The organism is Cellulomonas wangleii, assembly GCF_018388445.1.
Taxonomy (GTDB): domain Bacteria; phylum Actinomycetota; class Actinomycetes; order Actinomycetales; family Cellulomonadaceae; genus Cellulomonas; species Cellulomonas wangleii.
This window is the reverse complement of the sequence record NZ_CP074405.1, coordinates 3,899,346-3,915,143: the sequence shown is the minus strand read 5'-3', so window position 1 is coordinate 3,915,143 and position 15,798 is coordinate 3,899,346. Positions and strand designations below refer to the sequence as shown.

Annotated in this window: 19 protein-coding genes; 12 read left to right on the top strand and 7 right to left on the bottom strand. The window is 75.6% G+C overall.

Going from position 1 to position 15,798, the window contains the following annotated elements; all coding sequences use genetic code 11:
* Nucleotides 1-13: 13 nt before the first annotated feature.
* Nucleotides 14-1,408 carry an FAD-binding oxidoreductase gene (locus tag KG103_RS17905; RefSeq protein WP_207339819.1) on the top strand — a complete coding sequence of 465 codons (1,395 nt, stop codon included), beginning with the start codon at nt 14-16 and terminating at the stop codon, nt 1,406-1,408.
* A gap of 45 nt (nt 1,409-1,453) precedes the next feature.
* Here KG103_RS17905 and KG103_RS17900 read toward each other — a convergent pair whose 3' ends face one another.
* The gene (locus KG103_RS17900) at nt 1,454-2,362 is read right to left on the bottom strand and encodes an ArgP/LysG family DNA-binding transcriptional regulator (RefSeq protein ID WP_207339818.1); all 909 of its coding nucleotides are present in this window, start codon (nt 2,360-2,362) and stop codon (nt 1,454-1,456) included.
* Between the two features lie 71 nt (nt 2,363-2,433).
* Here KG103_RS17900 and KG103_RS17895 point away from each other — a divergent pair, with 71 nt between their 5' ends.
* The 7 genes from KG103_RS17895 to KG103_RS17865 all read left to right on the top strand — a co-directional run bounded on the left by KG103_RS17895 (nt 2,434) and on the right by KG103_RS17865 (nt 7,419).
* Nucleotides 2,434-3,093 carry a LysE/ArgO family amino acid transporter gene (locus KG103_RS17895; RefSeq protein WP_207339817.1) on the top strand — a complete coding sequence of 220 codons (660 nt, stop codon included), beginning with the start codon at nt 2,434-2,436 and terminating at the stop codon, nt 3,091-3,093.
* A 113-nt stretch (nt 3,094-3,206) separates the two neighbouring features.
* The gene (locus KG103_RS17890) at nt 3,207-4,337 is read left to right on the top strand and encodes an ABC transporter permease (RefSeq protein ID WP_207339816.1); all 1,131 of its coding nucleotides are present in this window, start codon (nt 3,207-3,209) and stop codon (nt 4,335-4,337) included.
* Complete coding sequence (locus KG103_RS17885) at nt 4,334-5,017, top strand: ABC transporter ATP-binding protein (protein ID WP_207339815.1); 684 nt, start codon at nt 4,334-4,336, stop codon at nt 5,015-5,017. Before KG103_RS17890 ends, KG103_RS17885 begins: the two co-directional genes overlap by 4 nt.
* A gap of 15 nt (nt 5,018-5,032) precedes the next feature.
* A complete protein-coding gene (locus KG103_RS17880; RefSeq protein WP_207339814.1) occupies nt 5,033-5,596 on the top strand; it encodes a TetR/AcrR family transcriptional regulator in 564 nt (187 codons plus the stop codon).
* A gap of 59 nt (nt 5,597-5,655) precedes the next feature.
* Complete coding sequence (locus KG103_RS17875; RefSeq protein WP_207339813.1) at nt 5,656-6,579, top strand: NADP-dependent oxidoreductase; 924 nt, start codon at nt 5,656-5,658, stop codon at nt 6,577-6,579.
* A gap of 112 nt (nt 6,580-6,691) precedes the next feature.
* Nucleotides 6,692-7,186, top strand: coding sequence for a DUF2975 domain-containing protein (locus KG103_RS17870; RefSeq protein WP_207339812.1), 495 nt, complete (start codon nt 6,692-6,694; stop codon nt 7,184-7,186).
* The gene (locus KG103_RS17865; protein ID WP_207339811.1) at nt 7,186-7,419 is read left to right on the top strand and encodes a helix-turn-helix domain-containing protein; all 234 of its coding nucleotides are present in this window, start codon (nt 7,186-7,188) and stop codon (nt 7,417-7,419) included. Before KG103_RS17870 ends, KG103_RS17865 begins: the two co-directional genes overlap by 1 nt.
* A 48-nt stretch (nt 7,420-7,467) precedes the next feature.
* On the opposite strand, the gene KG103_RS17860 is transcribed toward KG103_RS17865, so the two are convergent.
* The 3 genes from KG103_RS17860 to KG103_RS17850 all read right to left on the bottom strand — a co-directional run bounded on the left by KG103_RS17860 (nt 7,468) and on the right by KG103_RS17850 (nt 9,978).
* A complete protein-coding gene (locus KG103_RS17860) occupies nt 7,468-8,307 on the bottom strand; it encodes a class II glutamine amidotransferase (protein WP_207339810.1) in 840 nt (279 codons plus the stop codon).
* 84 nt (nt 8,308-8,391) lie between these two features.
* On the bottom strand, nt 8,392-9,525 hold the full coding sequence (locus KG103_RS17855; protein ID WP_207339809.1) for an ATP-dependent 6-phosphofructokinase: 1,134 nt from the start codon (nt 9,523-9,525) through the stop codon (nt 8,392-8,394).
* Nucleotides 9,526-9,642: 117 nt separating this feature from the next.
* Complete coding sequence (locus KG103_RS17850) at nt 9,643-9,978, bottom strand: YnfA family protein (protein WP_207339808.1); 336 nt, start codon at nt 9,976-9,978, stop codon at nt 9,643-9,645.
* 81 nt (nt 9,979-10,059) lie between these two features.
* Here KG103_RS17850 and KG103_RS17845 point away from each other — a divergent pair, with 81 nt between their 5' ends.
* Nucleotides 10,060-10,542 (top strand): GNAT family N-acetyltransferase, encoded by a 483-nt coding sequence (locus KG103_RS17845; protein WP_207339807.1) that lies wholly within the window; start codon nt 10,060-10,062, stop codon nt 10,540-10,542.
* 34 nt (nt 10,543-10,576) lie between these two features.
* Here KG103_RS17845 and KG103_RS17840 read toward each other — a convergent pair whose 3' ends face one another.
* Nucleotides 10,577-11,242 carry a hypothetical protein gene (locus KG103_RS17840; RefSeq protein WP_249670661.1) on the bottom strand — a complete coding sequence of 222 codons (666 nt, stop codon included), beginning with the start codon at nt 11,240-11,242 and terminating at the stop codon, nt 10,577-10,579.
* Nucleotides 11,243-11,406: 164 nt separating this feature from the next.
* Between KG103_RS17840 and KG103_RS17835 the strand changes: the two genes are divergently transcribed.
* Nucleotides 11,407-12,054, top strand: a complete 648-nt coding sequence (locus KG103_RS17835) for an SRPBCC family protein (protein ID WP_207339805.1) — start codon at nt 11,407-11,409, stop codon at nt 12,052-12,054.
* A 40-nt stretch (nt 12,055-12,094) separates the two neighbouring features.
* The gene (locus KG103_RS17830; RefSeq protein WP_207339804.1) at nt 12,095-12,547 is read left to right on the top strand and encodes an ArsR/SmtB family transcription factor; all 453 of its coding nucleotides are present in this window, start codon (nt 12,095-12,097) and stop codon (nt 12,545-12,547) included.
* A 322-nt stretch (nt 12,548-12,869) separates the two neighbouring features.
* On the opposite strand, the gene KG103_RS17825 is transcribed toward KG103_RS17830, so the two are convergent.
* Nucleotides 12,870-13,433, bottom strand: a complete 564-nt coding sequence (locus KG103_RS17825; protein ID WP_207339803.1) for a GNAT family N-acetyltransferase — start codon at nt 13,431-13,433, stop codon at nt 12,870-12,872.
* A 143-nt stretch (nt 13,434-13,576) separates the two neighbouring features.
* On the opposite strand from KG103_RS17825, the gene KG103_RS17820 reads away from it, so the two are divergent.
* Entirely contained in the window at nt 13,577-14,890 is a 1,314-nt protein-coding gene (locus KG103_RS17820; RefSeq protein ID WP_249670660.1) for an AI-2E family transporter, read from the top strand.
* A gap of 64 nt (nt 14,891-14,954) precedes the next feature.
* On the opposite strand, the gene aroD is transcribed toward KG103_RS17820, so the two are convergent.
* Nucleotides 14,955-15,734: a type I 3-dehydroquinate dehydratase gene (aroD, locus tag KG103_RS17815; protein WP_207339802.1), complete on the bottom strand. Its 780-nt coding sequence runs from the start codon at nt 15,732-15,734 to the stop codon at nt 14,955-14,957.
* Nucleotides 15,735-15,798: the final 64 nt, after the last annotated feature.

Genomic DNA, 15,798 nt, shown 5'->3' with positions numbered 1-15,798 from the left:
AGGAGGAGCTCGCATGGACCTGCCCCCGCGCGCCGACGCACGGACGGACGCGGCCGTCGCGGCGCTGGGCGCGGCCCTGGCCGGTCGGGTCCCCGCCCACGTGCCGGGCACGCCGGAGCACACCGCGCTCTCGGCGACCACCAACCTGACGGTCCCGCAGCGCCCGGCGCTGGTCGCTGCGCCCCGCAGCCCGCAGGAGGTCGCGGACGTCGTGCGCCTGGCGGGCGAGCACGGTGTCCCCGTCGCGGTGCAGGGCACGGGCCACGGCGCCTCGGCGCCGCTCGACGGCGCCCTGCTCGTGTCGACCGTCGAGCTGGACCACCTCGCCGTGCTGCCGGCGCGGGGCACGGCGCACGTGGGCGCCGGGCTGCGGTGGTCGCGGGTGGTGGAGGCCGCCGCGCCCTACGGCCTGATGCCGGTGTGCGGCTCGGCGCCGTCGGTCGGGGCCGTCGGGTACCTGACCGGGGGCGGTCACGGCCCGCTCGCCCGCACGCTCGGGGTGTCGTCCGACCGGGTGCGCGCGTTCGACGTCGTGACGGGTGACGGCGTGCTGCGCCGCGCGACGCCCACCGACGACCCCGACCTGTTCTGGGGGCTGCGGGGCGGGCGTGGGGCCCTGGGTGTCGTGGTCGCGGTCGATCTCGCCCTGGTGGACCAGCCCACGCTCTACGGCGGGTCCCTGTGGTCGGCCGACGTCGAGGGCACGGTGCAGGCGTGGGCGCGGTGGGCGCCCACCGTGCCCCCGCAGGCGAGCACGTCGCTCGGTGTCATGCGCCTGCCCGCGCTGCCGGGTGTGCCGGAGCCGCTCGCCGGCCGCACGACCGTCACGGTCCGCTTCGGGTGGACGGGCGACGCGGACGAGGGCGCGGCGGTCCTCGCGCCCCTGCGGCGGGTCGCCGCACCGCTCGTCGACACGGTGGGCGTCATCCCGTGCACCGCGATCGGGTCGATCCACGCCGACCCCGACGGTGCGCTGCCCGTGCACGACTCCCACCTGCTGCTGGAGGACCTGGGGCCGGAGGCGGTCGAGCGCCTGCTGGAGCTCGTGGGTCCCGCGTCGTCGTGCGTGCAGAACGTCGTGGAGGTGCGGCACCTGGGCGGGGCGGCGTCCCGGCAGCCCGCCGTCCCGGACGCGATGCCGTCGCGGGCGGCGACGTGGTCGGTCTTCACGGTCGGCGTCGCGACCCCCGCCACCGCGGCGGCCGTCGTCGACGACGCCGGGCGCATCGCCGCCGGGCTCGCCCCGTGGACGCGCCCGGGCGGGCTGCCGAACTTCACGGCCGGCCACGGCACCGCCTGGGCCGAGCGCGTGTACCCCGCGGTCACCCGTGCCCGGCTGGCCGAGGTGTCGCGCCGCTACGACCCGGACGGGGTGCTGCTGGGGGGTCGCGCGTTCCGCACCCGCTGAGCGGGGCCGCCGGCGACGGGCGGACGGCGGCTGCGTCGACGCGGGTCAGGCCGGCGGCAGGAGCGTGGCCGCCGCGGCCGCGCGCAGGGCGTGCGCGACGGCGTCCAGCGCGTCGGTCCGCAGCGACCACTGCTGCCAGAGCAGCGGCACGTCGACCACGTCGTCGGCCAGCCGCACCAGGCGCCCCGCGCGGACGTCGTCGTCGGCCTGCTGGTCGGGCAGCATCCCCCAGCCGAACCCGAGGCGCACCGCGACGGCGAAGTCCGCCGACGCGGGCACGAGGTGCCGCGGCGGACGGGCCGGGTCCACCCGCCGGCGGCGCAGCCAGCGGTCCTGCAGGCGGTCGTCGGCGTCGAACACGACGACCGGCGCGGCGGCGAGCGCAGCGGGTCGCACCGCGTCGGCCGCACCCGGGTCCCACGGCCCGCCGAACCACCGCGCGGCGAACGCGGGTGCCGCGACGGGGCGATAGCGCATGACGCCCAGCGGTTCGACGGTGCACCCCTGCACGGCGGCGCCCTGGGACGTCACCGCGCCCATGACCGTGCCGTCGCGCAGCAGGTCGGCGGTGCGGTCCTGGTCCGCGCGCTCGATGCGCAGCGCGACCCGGTCCGCGAGCGGTGCGAGCGCCGGCAGCACCCAGGTCGTCAGCGAGTCGCCGTTGACCGCGAGCGTGACGCGGGGCGCGGTCGCGTCCTGCGTGAGGTGGCGGGTGGCCTCGGCGGTGAGGGCGTCGAGCTGGCGGGCCAGCCGGACGAGGGGCTCGCCCGCGGCGGTCGGGCGCACGGGCCGCTCGCGGCGCAGCAGGACGGCGCCGGCCGTCTGCTCGAGCGCCTTGATGCGCTGGCTCACGGCGGAGGGCGTGACGTGCAGGGCGCGTGCGGCGGCGTCGAACGTGCCGAGGTCGGCGGCCGCGGCCAGCGCCCGCAGCTGGCCCAGGTCCCAGTCGGTCATGCAGCCACGCTAATGGTACGTGCAGAACATTCGCTGGTCTGATGGCCGGTGCCGCTCGTAGCGTCGTCCTCATGTGGACGTCCGCCCTCGCCGGGCTCGGGTTCGGGCTCGCGCTCATCGTCGCCATCGGCGCGCAGAACGCGCACGTGCTGCGCACCGGGCTGCGCCGCGAGCACGTGGGGCTGGTGGTGGCGATCTGCGCCGTCTCCGACCTGCTGCTCATCGCGGTCGGGGCGGCGGGCGTCGGCACCGTCGTCGCCGCCAGCCGTCCGGTCACCGTGGTGACCACCGTCCTCGGGGCGGCGGTGCTCCTCGGCTACGGGGCGCTGGCCGCGCGCCGGGCCGTGCGCGGCGACGACGCGCTGGTCGTGGACGGCGCGCCGGTCGTGGACGGCACTCCGGGCGTGGACGGCGCGGTCGGCCGCGCCGCCGGGACCGCGGCCGCCGTGGCGCTGACGACCCTGGCCCTGACCTGGCTGAACCCCCACGTGTACCTCGACACGGTGGTGCTGCTGGGCTCGGTGGCCGCCGGTCACGGCGACGCGCGCTGGTGGTTCGCCGCGGGCGCCGGCGTCGGCAGCGTGCTGTGGTTCACGGCGCTGGGGTACGGGGCGCGGCTGCTGCGCCCGGTGTTCGCCCGCCCGGCGGCGTGGCGGGTCCTGGACGCCGTGATCGCCGCGGTGATGGTCGGCATCGCGACGGGGCTGGTGGTGGACCTCCTGGCCCCCTGACGCCCCGCAGTGGCCCATCTCTCACCCGGCGGGCGCCTCATTTCGACAGCGCGTCGATAAGATGTCGACAGTGCGTCAACAAGACGTGTGTCCCCGGCGAGAGGTCTGACCCCGTGTTCCTCGCTCTGCGCGAGCTCGCGTTCGCGCGCACCCGATTCGGGCTGATGGGCGCCGTCGTCGGCCTCATCAGCGTCCTCATGGTCCTGCTGTCCGGCCTGTCGTCCGGCCTCGTGGTCGACGGCGTCTCCGGGCTCATGCGCAGCCCCGTGGACGCGGTCGCGTTCGAGGACGGCACCAAGACCGACTCCGCGTTCACCCGCAGCGTCGTGACGTCGGCCGAGCGCGACGCCTGGGCCGCGCGCGACGACGTCGACGGGGCCGAGCTGCTCGGCACCGCGATCGTCAACGCGAAGAACGAGGACGGCACGCCCGTCGACCTCACCCTCTTCGGCGTCGAGCCCGGCGGGTTCGTCGAGCCCGAGACGGGCGACGGGCGCGCTCTGGCCGCCGAGGGGGAGGTCGTGCTGTCGGCCTCCGCGCAGGACGAGGGCGTCGCGCTCGGTGACGTCCTGACCATCGACCGCATCGGCACGGAGCTCGAGGTCGTGGGCTTCACCACCGACCAGCGCACCTTCGGCCACATGGACATCGGCTTCCTGCACCTGCGCACCTGGCAGGAGATCCACTCGGCGACCGTGCCCGGCCAGCAGGCCACCGCGGAGGCGTACGACGCGGCGAGCGTCGTCGCGCTGCGCGGCGTCGACGGCGCCCTGCCCGACCTGGCCGCGGGGGACGCGGACGCGGGCACCTCGGCACGGACGATCAAGGACGCCTTCGACTCGTCGCCGGGCTACACCGCCGAGATCATGACCATGCAGCTCATCCAGGGCTTCCTGTACGCCATCTCGGCTCTCGTCGTCGGCGCGTTCTTCACGCTGTGGACCGTGCAGCGCACCCGCGAGCTCGCCGTCATGCGCGCCATGGGCGCCTCGACGCGCTTCCTGCTGGGCGACGGTCTGGCGCAGGCCGCGATCCTGCTCGTCGTGTCCGTCGGCGCCGGTCTGGCCGTCGGCCTCGGGCTCGGCTCGCTGCTCGTCGGTACCGGCATGCCGTTCGAGCTGGAGAGCGGGCCCATCGCGACCGGTGCGCTCCTGCTGCTCGGACTGGGTCTGCTCGGCGCCGCCGTCGCGACCGTCCGCATCGCCCGAGTCGACCCGCTGACCGCGCTGGGAGAGAACCGATGACCACGACCACCACCCGCACGGGCCTCGCGCTGAGCGACGTCGTCCTGACCTTCGGCGACGGTGACACCCAGGTCGACGCCCTCGACCACGTGGACCTGACGGTCACCCCCGGGGAGATCGTGGCCGTCGTCGGCCCGTCCGGCGCCGGCAAGTCGAGCCTGCTGGCCGTCGCCGGCGGTCTGACGACGCCGACGTCCGGCTCGGTCGTCGTCGGCGGCGCCGACCTGGCGAGCATGTCGAAGGCCGCCCTGGCCCGGTACCGCCGTGACCACGTCGGGTTCGTCTTCCAGTCCGGCAACCTGGTGCCCGCGCTGACCGCGATCGACCAGCTCCGCCTGGTCGAGAAGATCACCGGTCGCCGCGCGGTGAAGCCGCCCGAGCAGCTGCTCGCCGCCGTCGGCATGGCCGACCACGCGAAGCGCCGGCCCGGGAAGCTGTCCGGCGGTGAGCGTCAGCGCGTCGGGATCGCCCGCGCGCTGGTGGCCTCCCCGTCGGTCCTGCTGGTCGACGAGCCGACGGCCGCGCTCGACCGGCGCCGCAGCCACGAGATCGTCGAGCTGCTCGCGCGTCAGACGCACGAGTTCGGGGTCGCTACGGTGATGGTCACGCACGACCACGACGTGCTGGAGCACTGCGACCGCGTGCTCGAGATGGTCGACGGACGCCTGCGCGCCGTCTGACGAACAGGAGGACGCGTGCCACGCATCACGGCGCGCACGGTGCCCGAGCACCGCGAGGCCCAGCGCCGCGCGATCCTCGACGCCACCCGCGAGCTGCTCGCGGACGCACCCGACGTCGAGCCCACCTTCGCGGCGGTCGCCGCGAAGGCGGGGCTCGCACGGTCGAGCATCTACCACTACTTCCCGTCCCGGGAGGACCTGTTCCGGGCGGTCGTCGTGGAGGCGCTGCCGCGCTGGAGCGAGGCCATCGCCCAGGCGATGGGTGCGCAGGACGACCCGGTCGCCCGGGTCGTCGCGTACGCCGACGCCAACCTCAGGCTCGTCGCGGAGGGTGAGCACGCCGTCATCAGCGCGCTCGCGGCGTTCAGCCCTCGTGCGTTCTCCGACCCCTGGGTGCAGGAGATGCACGGTCAGCACGTCGAGCCCCTGGTCGCGGCCCTGCGGGGCGCGGGGGTCGCCGAGCCCGAGGTCGTGGCGGAGCTCGTCAACGCCATGGTGCAGCGGGCCGGTGCGCTCATCGAGGGCGGTGCGGACGTGGACACCGTCCGGGCGGCGGTGCGCGCGGTGCTCACGCGCTGACGGCCGCGGGACCACGGCGGGGCGGAACAGACCCGCACCCCTGGGCGGTTGCGGTCGGTATGCGAGCCATCACCTACGACCACTTCGGCGGCAGCGACGTCCTGCAGCTCACCGACCAGCCGGAGCCCAAGGTCGGCTCCGACAGCGTCCTGGTGCGGGTACGTGCCGCGTCCGTGAACCCGGTGGACTGGAAGATCCGCGCCGGGTACCTCGACCAGATCATCGACACCGAGTTCCCCGCGATCCCGGGGTGGGACGTGGCGGGCGTCGTCGAGCGGCCGGGCCTGGACACCCCGGAGCTGGCGGCCGGCGACGACGTCTACGGGTACGTCCGCAAGGACTGGCTGCACGGTGGGACGTTCGCCGAGCTGGTCTCCGCGCCCGTGCGGACGCTGGCCCGCAAGCCCGCGTCGCTGAGCTTCGAGGAGGCCGCGGCGGTGCCGCTCGCGGGGCTCACGGCGTACCAGACCATCGAGCGCGTCGGGGTGCGCGACGGGCGGACGGTGCTCGTGCACGCCGCGGCCGGGGGCGTCGGGCAGTTCGCCGTGCAGATCCTGCGGGCCCGCGGGGCGCGCGTCATCGGGACCGCGTCGGCGCGCAACCACGAGCACCTGCGCGGCCTGGGTGCCGAGCCCGTCGAGTACGGCGACGGCCTGGTCGAGCGCGTGCGCGCGCTGGCACCGCAGGGCGTCGACGTCGTCCTGGACTACGGCTCGGACGACCTGGTGCCGACGACGCGCGCGGTCCTGGCCGACGGCGGCACGGTCGCGTCGATCGTCGACACCGCTGCGCGCGACGAGCTCGGCGGGCACTACGTGTGGGTGCGGCCCAGCACGGGGGACCTCGACGCGCTCACGCGGCTGATCGACGACGGCGCCGTGAAGGTCGACGTGGCGCAGGTCTTCGACCTCGCGGACGCGGCCGCGGCGCACGACCTCGTCGCCGAGGGGCACGTGCGGGGCAAGGTCGTCGTGCGCGTCTGAGGGCGTGCCGAGCGCGCTGCGACCGGCTCCCCGATCGACTATCTTGAGGAATCGATCGTTTCTCGATAGATTCGTCGCGTCTGACACCGGACGTTCGATCGAGGAGCCCGTCATGCGCAACCTGACCGTCGGAGCGCTGCGCGTCGTCATCGCGCTCGCGCTCGCGGGGACCCTGTTCGTCCAGTGCGTCATGGCGCCGCTGCTGTGGACCGACCTGGTGGAGGCCGGCGCCCCGCTGTCCGTGCGGGTGCCGTTCGTCGCGATCTTCGTGCTGGGGCTCCTCACGCTGCAGGTCTGCGGCGTGTGCGTCTGGCGTCTGCTGACGATGGTCCGCCGCGAGGAGGTGTTCACCCCCGCCGCGTTCCGCTGGGTCGACGTCATCATCGGCGCCATCACCGCGGCGGCGGTCCTGGCGTTCGCGCTGGCGGTCGTGCTCGCGCCGGGGGAGGCGGTCGCCCCGGGCATCGTGCTGCTGGTCTGCGGCGCGGCGCTCGTCGTCGGCGGCGTCGCCCTGATCGTCCTGCTGCTGCGGATGCTGCTCGCACAGGCCGTCGACCGCGACCGCGAGGCCCGGCGCCTGCGCGACGAGCTCGACGAGGTGATCTGATGCCGATCGTCGTGGACGTCGACGTCATGCTCGCGCGCCGCAAGATGTCCGTCGGGACGCTCGCGGAGCGCGTCGGCATCACGCCCGCCAACCTCGCGGTGCTGAAGAACGGGCGCGCCAAGGCCGTGCGCTTCACCACGCTCGCCGCGCTGTGCGAGGTGCTGGAGTGCCAGCCGGGCGACCTGCTGCGCTGGGAGCCGGACGGGGAACACGAGGCGCCCAGCCCGGTGTGACCGGCCCGGACCCTCGGGCCGGCCGGGCGCCCGTGGTCCCCGGCGAGGTCAGGCGGCCGGCGCCGTCGGGACGAACGGGTGCAGCTCCTCGTCCGCGCCGTCGACGACGAGGCACGTGCCCTCGGGTACCTCGAGCCACGCGCCGCGCAGCTCGCCCAGCGGCTCGGACACGATGACGCGGGTGTCGTCCGACAGGCCCTGCAGCGCGGCGTGGTCCGGGTAGTGCTGCCGCAGGACCGACACGTCGGCGTTGCGGAACAGCGTGCGCGAGCGGCCCTCGGAGGAGTAGCGGACGGCCCACATGCGGTGCCCGTCGGTCACGGCGAGCGTGCCCTGGAACGGGAAGTCGACGCCGTGGCGCCGGCCCGTCGCCTCGACGAGGCCGACCGCGGTCGCCATCGCGGCCGGCGGGTCGTCCGTCAGGCCGAACGTGAGCGCCAGGTGGAACAGGGTCTCGGAGTCGGTCGTGCCCTCGATCGTCGGGAACAGCGCGGGGTCGACCGCGAGCTGCAGGTCCCGCTTGAGGAGCGGGAACCGGTCGACCGCCCCGTTGTGCATGAACAGCCAGTCACCCTGGCGGAAGGGGTGGCAGTTGGTCAGCTGGATCGCCGTGCCGCTGGTGGCGCGCACGTGCGCGAACACCGTGCCCGAGCGGACGTGACGCGCCAGCTCGCGCAGGTTGGGGTCGCTCCACGCGGGCTCGGTGCTGCGGAAGATGCCCGGCTCCGGCGCGTGCCCGTCGTACCAGCCGATGCCGAAGCCGTCACCGTTGGTGGGCTCCGCACCCATCCGGCTGTGCAGGCTCTGCAGCACGAGCGAGTTCGCCGGCTTGTAGAGCAGGTCGTTCAGCGTGACCGGAGCCCCGGAGTACGCCAGCCATCGGCACATGTCGGCCCCCTCGCGGCGGCCCGCGCGTCGCGGGACCCTCGGCCCACCTTGCGCCGACCGGGCGCCACGCGCCAGGCGGGCGGGTCAGTCGCCCAGCCCGGTGCCCACCTGGCGCGCCGCCCGCACCCACGCGTGGTCCGGCGGGACGAGCTTGACCTTGCCGGCCACGTCGGACAGCGGCACCGGGACGGCGTCGTCACCGCGCGCGGCGACCATCACACCGAACTCGCCGCGGTCCACGAGGTCCGCCGCCGCCGCACCCAGGCGCGTCGCGAGCAGACGGTCCGCCGCGCACGGCGTCCCGCCGCGCTGCACGTACCCCAGGATCGTCACGCGCGTCTCCAGCCCTGTGGCGGCCTCGAGCTCGCGCGCCAGCTTGAACGTGTGCTCCCGCTGCGCGTCCTCGACGTGGGCCAGGTGCTTCTTGGCCGCACGCCGCGACTCGGGCGTCTTCGCGGACTTCACGAGCAGCTGTGCCGCCTCGTAGTCCGCGGTGTCCTCGACGTCCCGGGCGCCCTCGGCGACGGCCACCACGGAGAACGACGAGCCGTGGGCGGTACGACGCCGGATCGTCTCGGCGACCGACTCGATCGTGTACGGGATCTCGGGGATCAGGATGATGTCCGCGCCGCCCGCGACCCCGGCGGCCAGCGTCAGCCAGCCCGCTCGGTGCCCCATGATCTCCGTGAGGATGATGCGGTGGTGGCTGTGCGCCGTGGAGTGCACCCGGTCCACCGCGTCGGTCGCGATCTCCGTGGCCGTGGCGAACCCGAAGCTCGTGTCGGTCTCGGCGATGTCGTTGTCGATGGTCTTGGGCAGGTGGATGACGTTGAGCCCGGCCTCGACCAGGCGCATCGCGTTCTTCGCGGTCCCGCCGCCGCCCAGCATGATGAGGGCGTCCAGGCCCAGCTCGCGGTAGTTCTCCGCGACCACCGGCACCATGTCCTGCGGCTCGCCGTCCACGACGTACCGGTGGACCTTGTCGCGGCTCGTCCCGAGGATCGTCCCGCCGATGGTGAGGATGCCGGACAGGGCCTTGCCGTCGAGCTCCACGTACCGGTTCTCCACCAGCCCCGTCACACCGTCACGGAACCCGAACAGCTCCATGCCGTAGTGCGCGATCGCGGTCTTGCCGAACCCGCGGATCGCGGCGTTCAGGCCGGGGCTGTCGCCGCCCGCCGTGAGGATCCCGACCCGCTTCGCCTTCGTCCGCGTCATGCCGCCTCCGCCGTACCGTGACCGGCGGGGGCCGGCCGTGTGCCGACAGTGTCGTGGGCGAGGCGCCGCGGCACAACGCGGGGCGTGCGTGACACCGCAGGTCATGCGGCCGGTGCGTCAGGCCGGACGCGGCGCGTACATGATCAGCCCGACGCCGACGAGGCACACCAGGGCGCCGATGACGTCCCACCGGTCCGGTCGGAACCCGTCGACGACCGTGCCCCACAGCAGCGACCCGGCGACGAACACCCCGCCGTACGCGGCCAGGATCCGCCCGAAGCTCGCGTCCGGCTGCAGCGTCGCCACCGCGCCGTACAGCCCCAGCGCGATCACACCGAGCCCGACCCAGACCCAGCCACGGTGCTCGCGGATGCCCTGCCAGACGAGCCACGCGCCACCGATCTCCAGGCCCGCGGCCGCGACGAACAGCAGGACCGAGCGCAGGACGGTCATGGTGGAGGCCTCTCGTCGGGGGTGGGACGAGTATCGCGGGCGGGTGGCCGGTGGCCGCCCTCCGGCCGCTACCGTGACCGCATGGCGGTCCTGCACCCTCTGACGCGCGACGACCTCGAGGTGCTCCTGGAGGTCCAGCGCGAGGGCGCCGTCGCCGGGCTGGGGCACCTCTTCCCCCAGGACGAGCACCCGTTCCCGACCGCGCGGGTCCGCGCGCGGTGGGAGGCGGAGCTCGACGACCCGGGCGTGGACTGCTTCGCGGTCGTGCGGGACGGTCAGGTCGCCGGGTTCGCCGCCACGCGGGGGGACGAGCTCCTGCACTTCGGCACGGCGGTGGCCACCTGGGGGACCGGCCTGGCGGGCCTCGCGCACGACGAGGTGCTCGACCACCTGCGCGCCCAGGGGCACCGGACGGCCTGGCTGCGCGTGTTCGACGACAACCTCCGGGCCGTGCGGTTCTACGAGCGCCGCGGCTGGCGGGCCACCGACGTGGTCACGCGGACGACCTTCCCGCCGTACCCGGTGCTGCGCCGGTACGAGCGGACGCTCGGGGCCGACGCGTGAGGCGGCCCGCGTCGCGCCCGTCCGCCCGGCGACGTCAGCTGCGCCCGGTGCGTTCCGTGCGCGCGAGGTACGCCTCCCCGCGCGGGCTGAGCGCGTAGCCGACGTCGAAGCTCTGCGTCAGGCCCAGGCCCTTGAGCTTGCGGACGTCGATCTTGAACGGGTCGCGCTCGCGGCCCAGCTCGGCGGCGAGGTCCGGCGCGCGCACGTGGGGGCGGCGGCGGATGACGTCGAGCGTGGCGGCGGTCCACGGGCCGTGGCTGCCGGCACGGTCCAGCCGGTCGAGGCGCGCGTCGATCGCGGCGACGTCGGCGTCGGTGAGCGCGGCGTCGTCGCGCAGGGCGACGCGGGGGTCGGGGCCGGCCCACGTCAGGCCGATGCGGTACACCGGCCACGTGGCCGCGTCGGCGGGTGCGGTGTCGTCCGCCGGGGTGCGGCCGTAGCGCGCGGTGCGCCGGCGCCGGGCGACCTCCGCGGGGTCGAGCACGCGCAGCAGCGCGGCGGCGCCCGCGAACCCGGCCGCGCGGGCGTCGTCGTCGGTCAGGGACGCCGGGTCGACGGTGTCCACGGACGTCACCTCGACCACGCCCGCACCGGTGCGGAAGCGCGCGCCGGCGCGCACGTCGGGGCGTTGCCAGCGGCGGAAGGCCAGGGTGACGGAGCCGTCGGCGACCCCGGCGGCGACCGTGGGTGGCAGGAGCACCTGGCCAGCGTGCCGGGTCATGCCGGGCGCGTCGAGGGGTCGGGTGGCCCGGGGCGCACGGCTGGGACGCGGGAGTGCCGGACGTGCGCCGAGGGGTGGACGCCGTCGGACCGCCGGGCGTAGCGTATAAGTCACGACTTATTCACAAGGTCTCTGGAGGAGCCATGACCGGCATCGACGCACTGCAGCAGGCCGGCCTCGTCACGCGTGAGCTGCGCCGCGGCGAGCGGGGCGGCGCGCCGACGAAGGTCGCGGTCGCGCGCCGCACGTACCGCGCCGCGGTCGACGACGTCTGGGACGCGCTCACGGATCCCGAGCGGCTGCCGCGCTGGTTCGCGCCCGTCACCGGCGACCTGCGCGAGGGCGGCCGCTACCAGGTGGTGGGCAACGCCGGCGGCGTCGTCGAGGAGTGCCGGGCGCCCGAGCGGTTCGCCCTGACCTGGGAGATGGGCGAGCAGGTCAGCTGGGTCGAGGTGCTGCTGGCCCCGGCCGACGGCGGCACCGAGCTCACGCTGCTGCACGAGGCCCACGTCGACCCGGCGTTCTGGGAGCAGTTCGGGCCCGGGGCCGTCGGCGTCGGGTGGGACCTGGCGCTGTGGGGGCTCGCGGTGCACCTCGCCACCGGGGCGGCGGTCGCACAGGAGGGCGGCGAGCAGTGGCCCATGACGCCCGAGGGGCAGGGGTTCATCGAGCGGGCGGCGACCGGCTGGGCCCGGGCGGACACCGCGGACGGGCGCGAGGCGGCGTCGGCGGAGGCCGCCGGGCAGCGGACGTTCGCGTTCTACACGGGCACGGCGGCGCCCGAGGCATGAGCGTCGCGGACGTGGGGAGGGGCGCGGGCATGAGGGAGGCATGAGCGAGGTGGCCGCGAGCGCCACGGCCGCCGACGGTACGCCCGCGCGGGCCGAGCGGGCGGGTGCCGTGCCGGTCGACGTCGTCCTCGCCGCGCTCGCGGAACCCGTGCGACGGCGCCTGCTGGAGCACCTCGGGCGTGGCGAGCGCGCGGCCGGGGAGCTGGTCGCGGCGGCCGCCGACGAGTTCGGCATCTCGCAGCCCGCGACGTCCCAGCACCTGCGGGTGCTGCGGGAGGCCGGTGTCGTCACGGTCCGTGCGGACGGACCGCGGCGGCTCTACCGCGTCGAGCCGGGGGCGCTGAGCGTCGTCGAGGACTGGCTGGCCGGGTTCCTCGACCCGTTCGCGCAGCCGCTCGACGCGCTGGGGACGGAGCTGGCGCGCGGCCGACGGCAGCGGCGCGACGCCGGTGGCCGGGCTCCGGGCGACGCGCGGGCGACCCCGGCCTCCTGACACGCCCCTCGGTCGCCCGCCGGGTGTGAGGGGTGGCAGGCGCGTCTCCTGCGGGACGGCTCAGTCCGCCAGCGCCTCGCGCAGGGCGCGCGCGACCGGCCACTGCCGGGTCGCCCCGGCTGACGGAGGCGTACGCGGCCCTCGGCGCCGAGGTCGCCCTCCTGCTGCTGCACGCCCGTGCCCGCTACGACGTCCCGGCGCTGGTCGACGAGCACACCGCCTACCTCGCCGACGTGCAGACGCGCGGCCCGGCCGCCGTCCGCGAGCACCTCACGCACCTGGCCGACCTGCTGCACCCGCCCGCCTCACGCCGGGTCGAGCGTCACTCCGGCGGCGTCGTCCCCCCTGCACCGAGCGCACGCTGCACCCGCGTGACGTCCCGCCACGCGCCGTGCTTGAACCCGATGTCGCGGAACGTGCCGACGGGCTCGAACCCGAGGGCCGCGTGCAGGGCGGCGCTGGCGGGGTTCGGCTCCGCGTACCCGGCGACCGCCTGCCGGTACCCCAGGGAGGCCAGCCGCTCGAGCAGCGCGGAGTACAGGGCCCGCCCCGCGCCCGTGCGCCGCCGGCCCGGCTCCAGGTACACGCTCGTCTCGCACGCCCACCGGTACGCCGGACGCGCCGCGAACGGCACCGCGTACGCGTACCCCACGACCCGTCCCGCGTCCGGGGTGCCGGGTGGCAGCACGGCGACCAGCCACGCGTGCGACGCCAGCGCGGCAGCGATGCGACCGGCCATCTCGTCGGGCGTCGGCGGGAGGTCCTCGAACGACACGGCGGTGTCGTGCACGTACGGCGCGTAGACCGCCGCGCACGCGGCACCGTCGGCGGGCGTCGCGTCGCGGACGACCACGGGCGGGTCAGGGGCCGGGACGCCGCTGGGCATGTTCGGACCCTAGCGGCCGCGTCCCGCCCTAGGGTGGGGCCCGCACGCGCGGCGCCGGCACCGTCGGCACCTCGTCCGGCACCCAGCAGCAGGTCAGCAGCCCGCCCGTCACCCCCGACGTCATGCTCCGCGGAGGACCACCCGTGACCACCGACACCACGCCTGCGTCGCCGTACTCCCCGGGCAGCGACGCCCCGGCCCCCGACGCGCCACCCGCGACCGGTGCGCCCCTGTTCGGGGCACCCGACTCCCCGGGCGACGAGGGCACGCGCCCGCTGCAGCACGACGCCCGCCGCCCGCCCCGCTGGTGGGGCAAGGGCCTGGCGATGGCGGTCGTCGCGGTCTTCGTCGGGATCTTCGCGTGGGACGCGATCGGGGCCCTGCAGAGCCTGCTGGTCAACCTGCTGATCGCGTTCTTCGTCGCGCTCGCGCTCGAGCCGATCGTCGTGTGGCTGGTGCGGCACGGGTGGAAGCGGGGTGGTGCGGCAGCGTTCGCGCTGCTCGGCGGGCTCGCCGTCGTGCTGGTGGTCACGGCGCTGTTCGGCAACCTGTTCGTGCAGCAGCTCGTCCAGCTCGTCGGCAACGTCCCGGACCTGTACACGTCCGCGCAGGAGATGGTGCAGGAGCGGTTCGACGTCGAGGTGCCGGACGTCGCCGAGCTGCTGCGCCAGGGCGCCGAGGAGTGGGGCACCGAGGTCGCCTCCGGGGCCCTGCTGGTCGGCTCCACGATCGTCGGCGGCGTCTTCGCCGCCCTGACCATCCTGCTCGTCACCTACTACCTGCTGGCTGCCGGCCCGCGGTTCCGCGCGTCGATCTGCCGGTGGCTCACCCCGAACCGGCAGCAGGAGGTGCTGCGGCTCTGGGAGGTCACCCAGGTCAAGGTCTCGGACTTCCTCAACACCCGCATCGTCCTGGCGGCGATCGCCACGGTCGCGACGTTCGCGTTCCTCGCCATCCTGGGCACGCCGTACTCGCTCCCGCTGGCCCTGTTCACCGGGGTCGTCTCGCAGTTCGTGCCCACCATCGGCACGTACATCGGCGGTGCGCTGCCGGTCGCGGTCGCGCTGACGTCGCAGGGCGTGCCCCAGGCGCTGGGCGTGCTGGCGTTCATCCTCGCGTACCAGCAGGTCGAGAACCTGTGGCTGGCGCCCAAGGTGTCGGCGCGTGCCCTGGAGATGAACCCGGCGGTGTCGTTCGTCGTCGTGCTGGCGTTCGGCGCCGTGTTCGGGGCGCTCGGCGCGTTCCTCGCGCTGCCGATCGCGGCGACGATCCAGGCGGTGGCCAACACGTACGTGCAGCGCCACGAGCTGGTGCACTCGCACATGCTGCACGACCCGGGCGAGGCGTCCGGCGAGGACCCGGGCGGGGACGACGACCCGAGCCGGGGCCGCGGCGACGCGGACAAGGCACGGGCCGCGGCACGCGAGGTCGACGAGCGGCGCGCGAACGGCGCCTGACCCTCCCGGTGCCGGCCGCCGGTGCCCGCCGGTCCGGTGCCGGGGCGGGCCGTCCCGGGCAGGCCTACGACGCGTCGTGCAGCAGGGTCAGCACGTCGCGCAGCCGCGCGGCGTCCACCTGGCCCGGCGCGCTCGCGGTCCCCACGGCACCGAACGTCATCGCCGACCCGAACACCCCGCCGGCCAGGCGCGTCACCAGCCCGAGCGCACCCATCGCGACGGTCACGACGGGCCGGTCGGCGTCGCGCGCGAACTCCCGCGTGGCCGTGAGCAGGGCGAGGACGTCGTCGGGGTCGTGCGGCAGGACGGCGACCTTGCAGACGTCGGCACCGACGTCCCGCTGCCGGCGCAGCAGGGCGACGAGGTCGGCCGCGGGAGGCGTGCGCACGAAGTCGTGGTGGGAGACGACCACCGCGAGCCCGGCGGCCCGCGCCCGCGCCACGGTGTCCGCGACGTCCGGGGTGGCGAGCTCCACGTCCACGGCGTCGGCCCCGTCCGGCCCGGCGCCGGCGACCACGGCGGCGACGACGGCGGCGTACGCCGCGTCGTCCGCGGGCTGGGCACCGCCCTCCCGGGCGGAGCGGAAGGTGGCGAGCAGCGGCACCTCCCCGGGCAGCGCGGCCCGCACCGCCGCGACGGCAGCGCCCACGAGGGCCGGGTCGGCCGCGGCACCCGTGAGGTGGTCCAGGCGCAGCTCGACGACGTCGGCGACGCCGGTCGGCAGGGCGTGCGCGGCGTCGACGGCGTCGCCGACGGTCGTCGCCACCAGGGGCACGCACACGCTCGGGGACCCCGCGCCCAGGGTCGTCCCCCGCAGGCGGAGCAGCGCGTCGTTCGTCGTCATGCGCTGATTGTCGCCGGTGGGCGGCGCGAGCACCGCGCCCGTCCCGCGGCCGGGACGCCCACGG

Excerpts from the sequence above, each read along its gene's own strand:
- KG103_RS17860 (WP_207339810.1), bottom strand. The coding sequence starts at position 8,307 with ATGTGCCGATGGCTGGCGTACTCCGGGGCTCCGGTCACGCTGAACGAC.
- KG103_RS17885 (WP_207339815.1), top strand. The coding sequence starts at position 4,334 with ATGACCACGACCACCACCCGCACGGGCCTCGCGCTGAGCGACGTCGTC.
- KG103_RS17855 (WP_207339809.1), bottom strand. The coding sequence starts at position 9,525 with ATGACGCGGACGAAGGCGAAGCGGGTCGGGATCCTCACGGCGGGCGGC.
- KG103_RS17895 (WP_207339817.1), top strand. The coding sequence starts at position 2,434 with ATGTGGACGTCCGCCCTCGCCGGGCTCGGGTTCGGGCTCGCGCTCATC.
- KG103_RS17905 (WP_207339819.1), top strand. The coding sequence starts at position 14 with ATGGACCTGCCCCCGCGCGCCGACGCACGGACGGACGCGGCCGTCGCG.
- KG103_RS17835 (WP_207339805.1), top strand. The coding sequence starts at position 11,407 with ATGACCGGCATCGACGCACTGCAGCAGGCCGGCCTCGTCACGCGTGAG.
- KG103_RS17845 (WP_207339807.1), top strand. The coding sequence starts at position 10,060 with ATGGCGGTCCTGCACCCTCTGACGCGCGACGACCTCGAGGTGCTCCTG.
- KG103_RS17900 (WP_207339818.1), bottom strand. The coding sequence starts at position 2,362 with ATGACCGACTGGGACCTGGGCCAGCTGCGGGCGCTGGCCGCGGCCGCC.
- KG103_RS17830 (WP_207339804.1), top strand. The coding sequence starts at position 12,095 with ATGAGCGAGGTGGCCGCGAGCGCCACGGCCGCCGACGGTACGCCCGCG.
- KG103_RS17825 (WP_207339803.1), bottom strand. The coding sequence starts at position 13,433 with ATGCCCAGCGGCGTCCCGGCCCCTGACCCGCCCGTGGTCGTCCGCGAC.
- aroD (WP_207339802.1), bottom strand. The coding sequence starts at position 15,734 with ATGACGACGAACGACGCGCTGCTCCGCCTGCGGGGGACGACCCTGGGC.
- KG103_RS17865 (WP_207339811.1), top strand. The coding sequence starts at position 7,186 with ATGCCGATCGTCGTGGACGTCGACGTCATGCTCGCGCGCCGCAAGATG.
- KG103_RS17870 (WP_207339812.1), top strand. The coding sequence starts at position 6,692 with ATGCGCAACCTGACCGTCGGAGCGCTGCGCGTCGTCATCGCGCTCGCG.
- KG103_RS17850 (WP_207339808.1), bottom strand. The coding sequence starts at position 9,978 with ATGACCGTCCTGCGCTCGGTCCTGCTGTTCGTCGCGGCCGCGGGCCTG.
- KG103_RS17875 (WP_207339813.1), top strand. The coding sequence starts at position 5,656 with ATGCGAGCCATCACCTACGACCACTTCGGCGGCAGCGACGTCCTGCAG.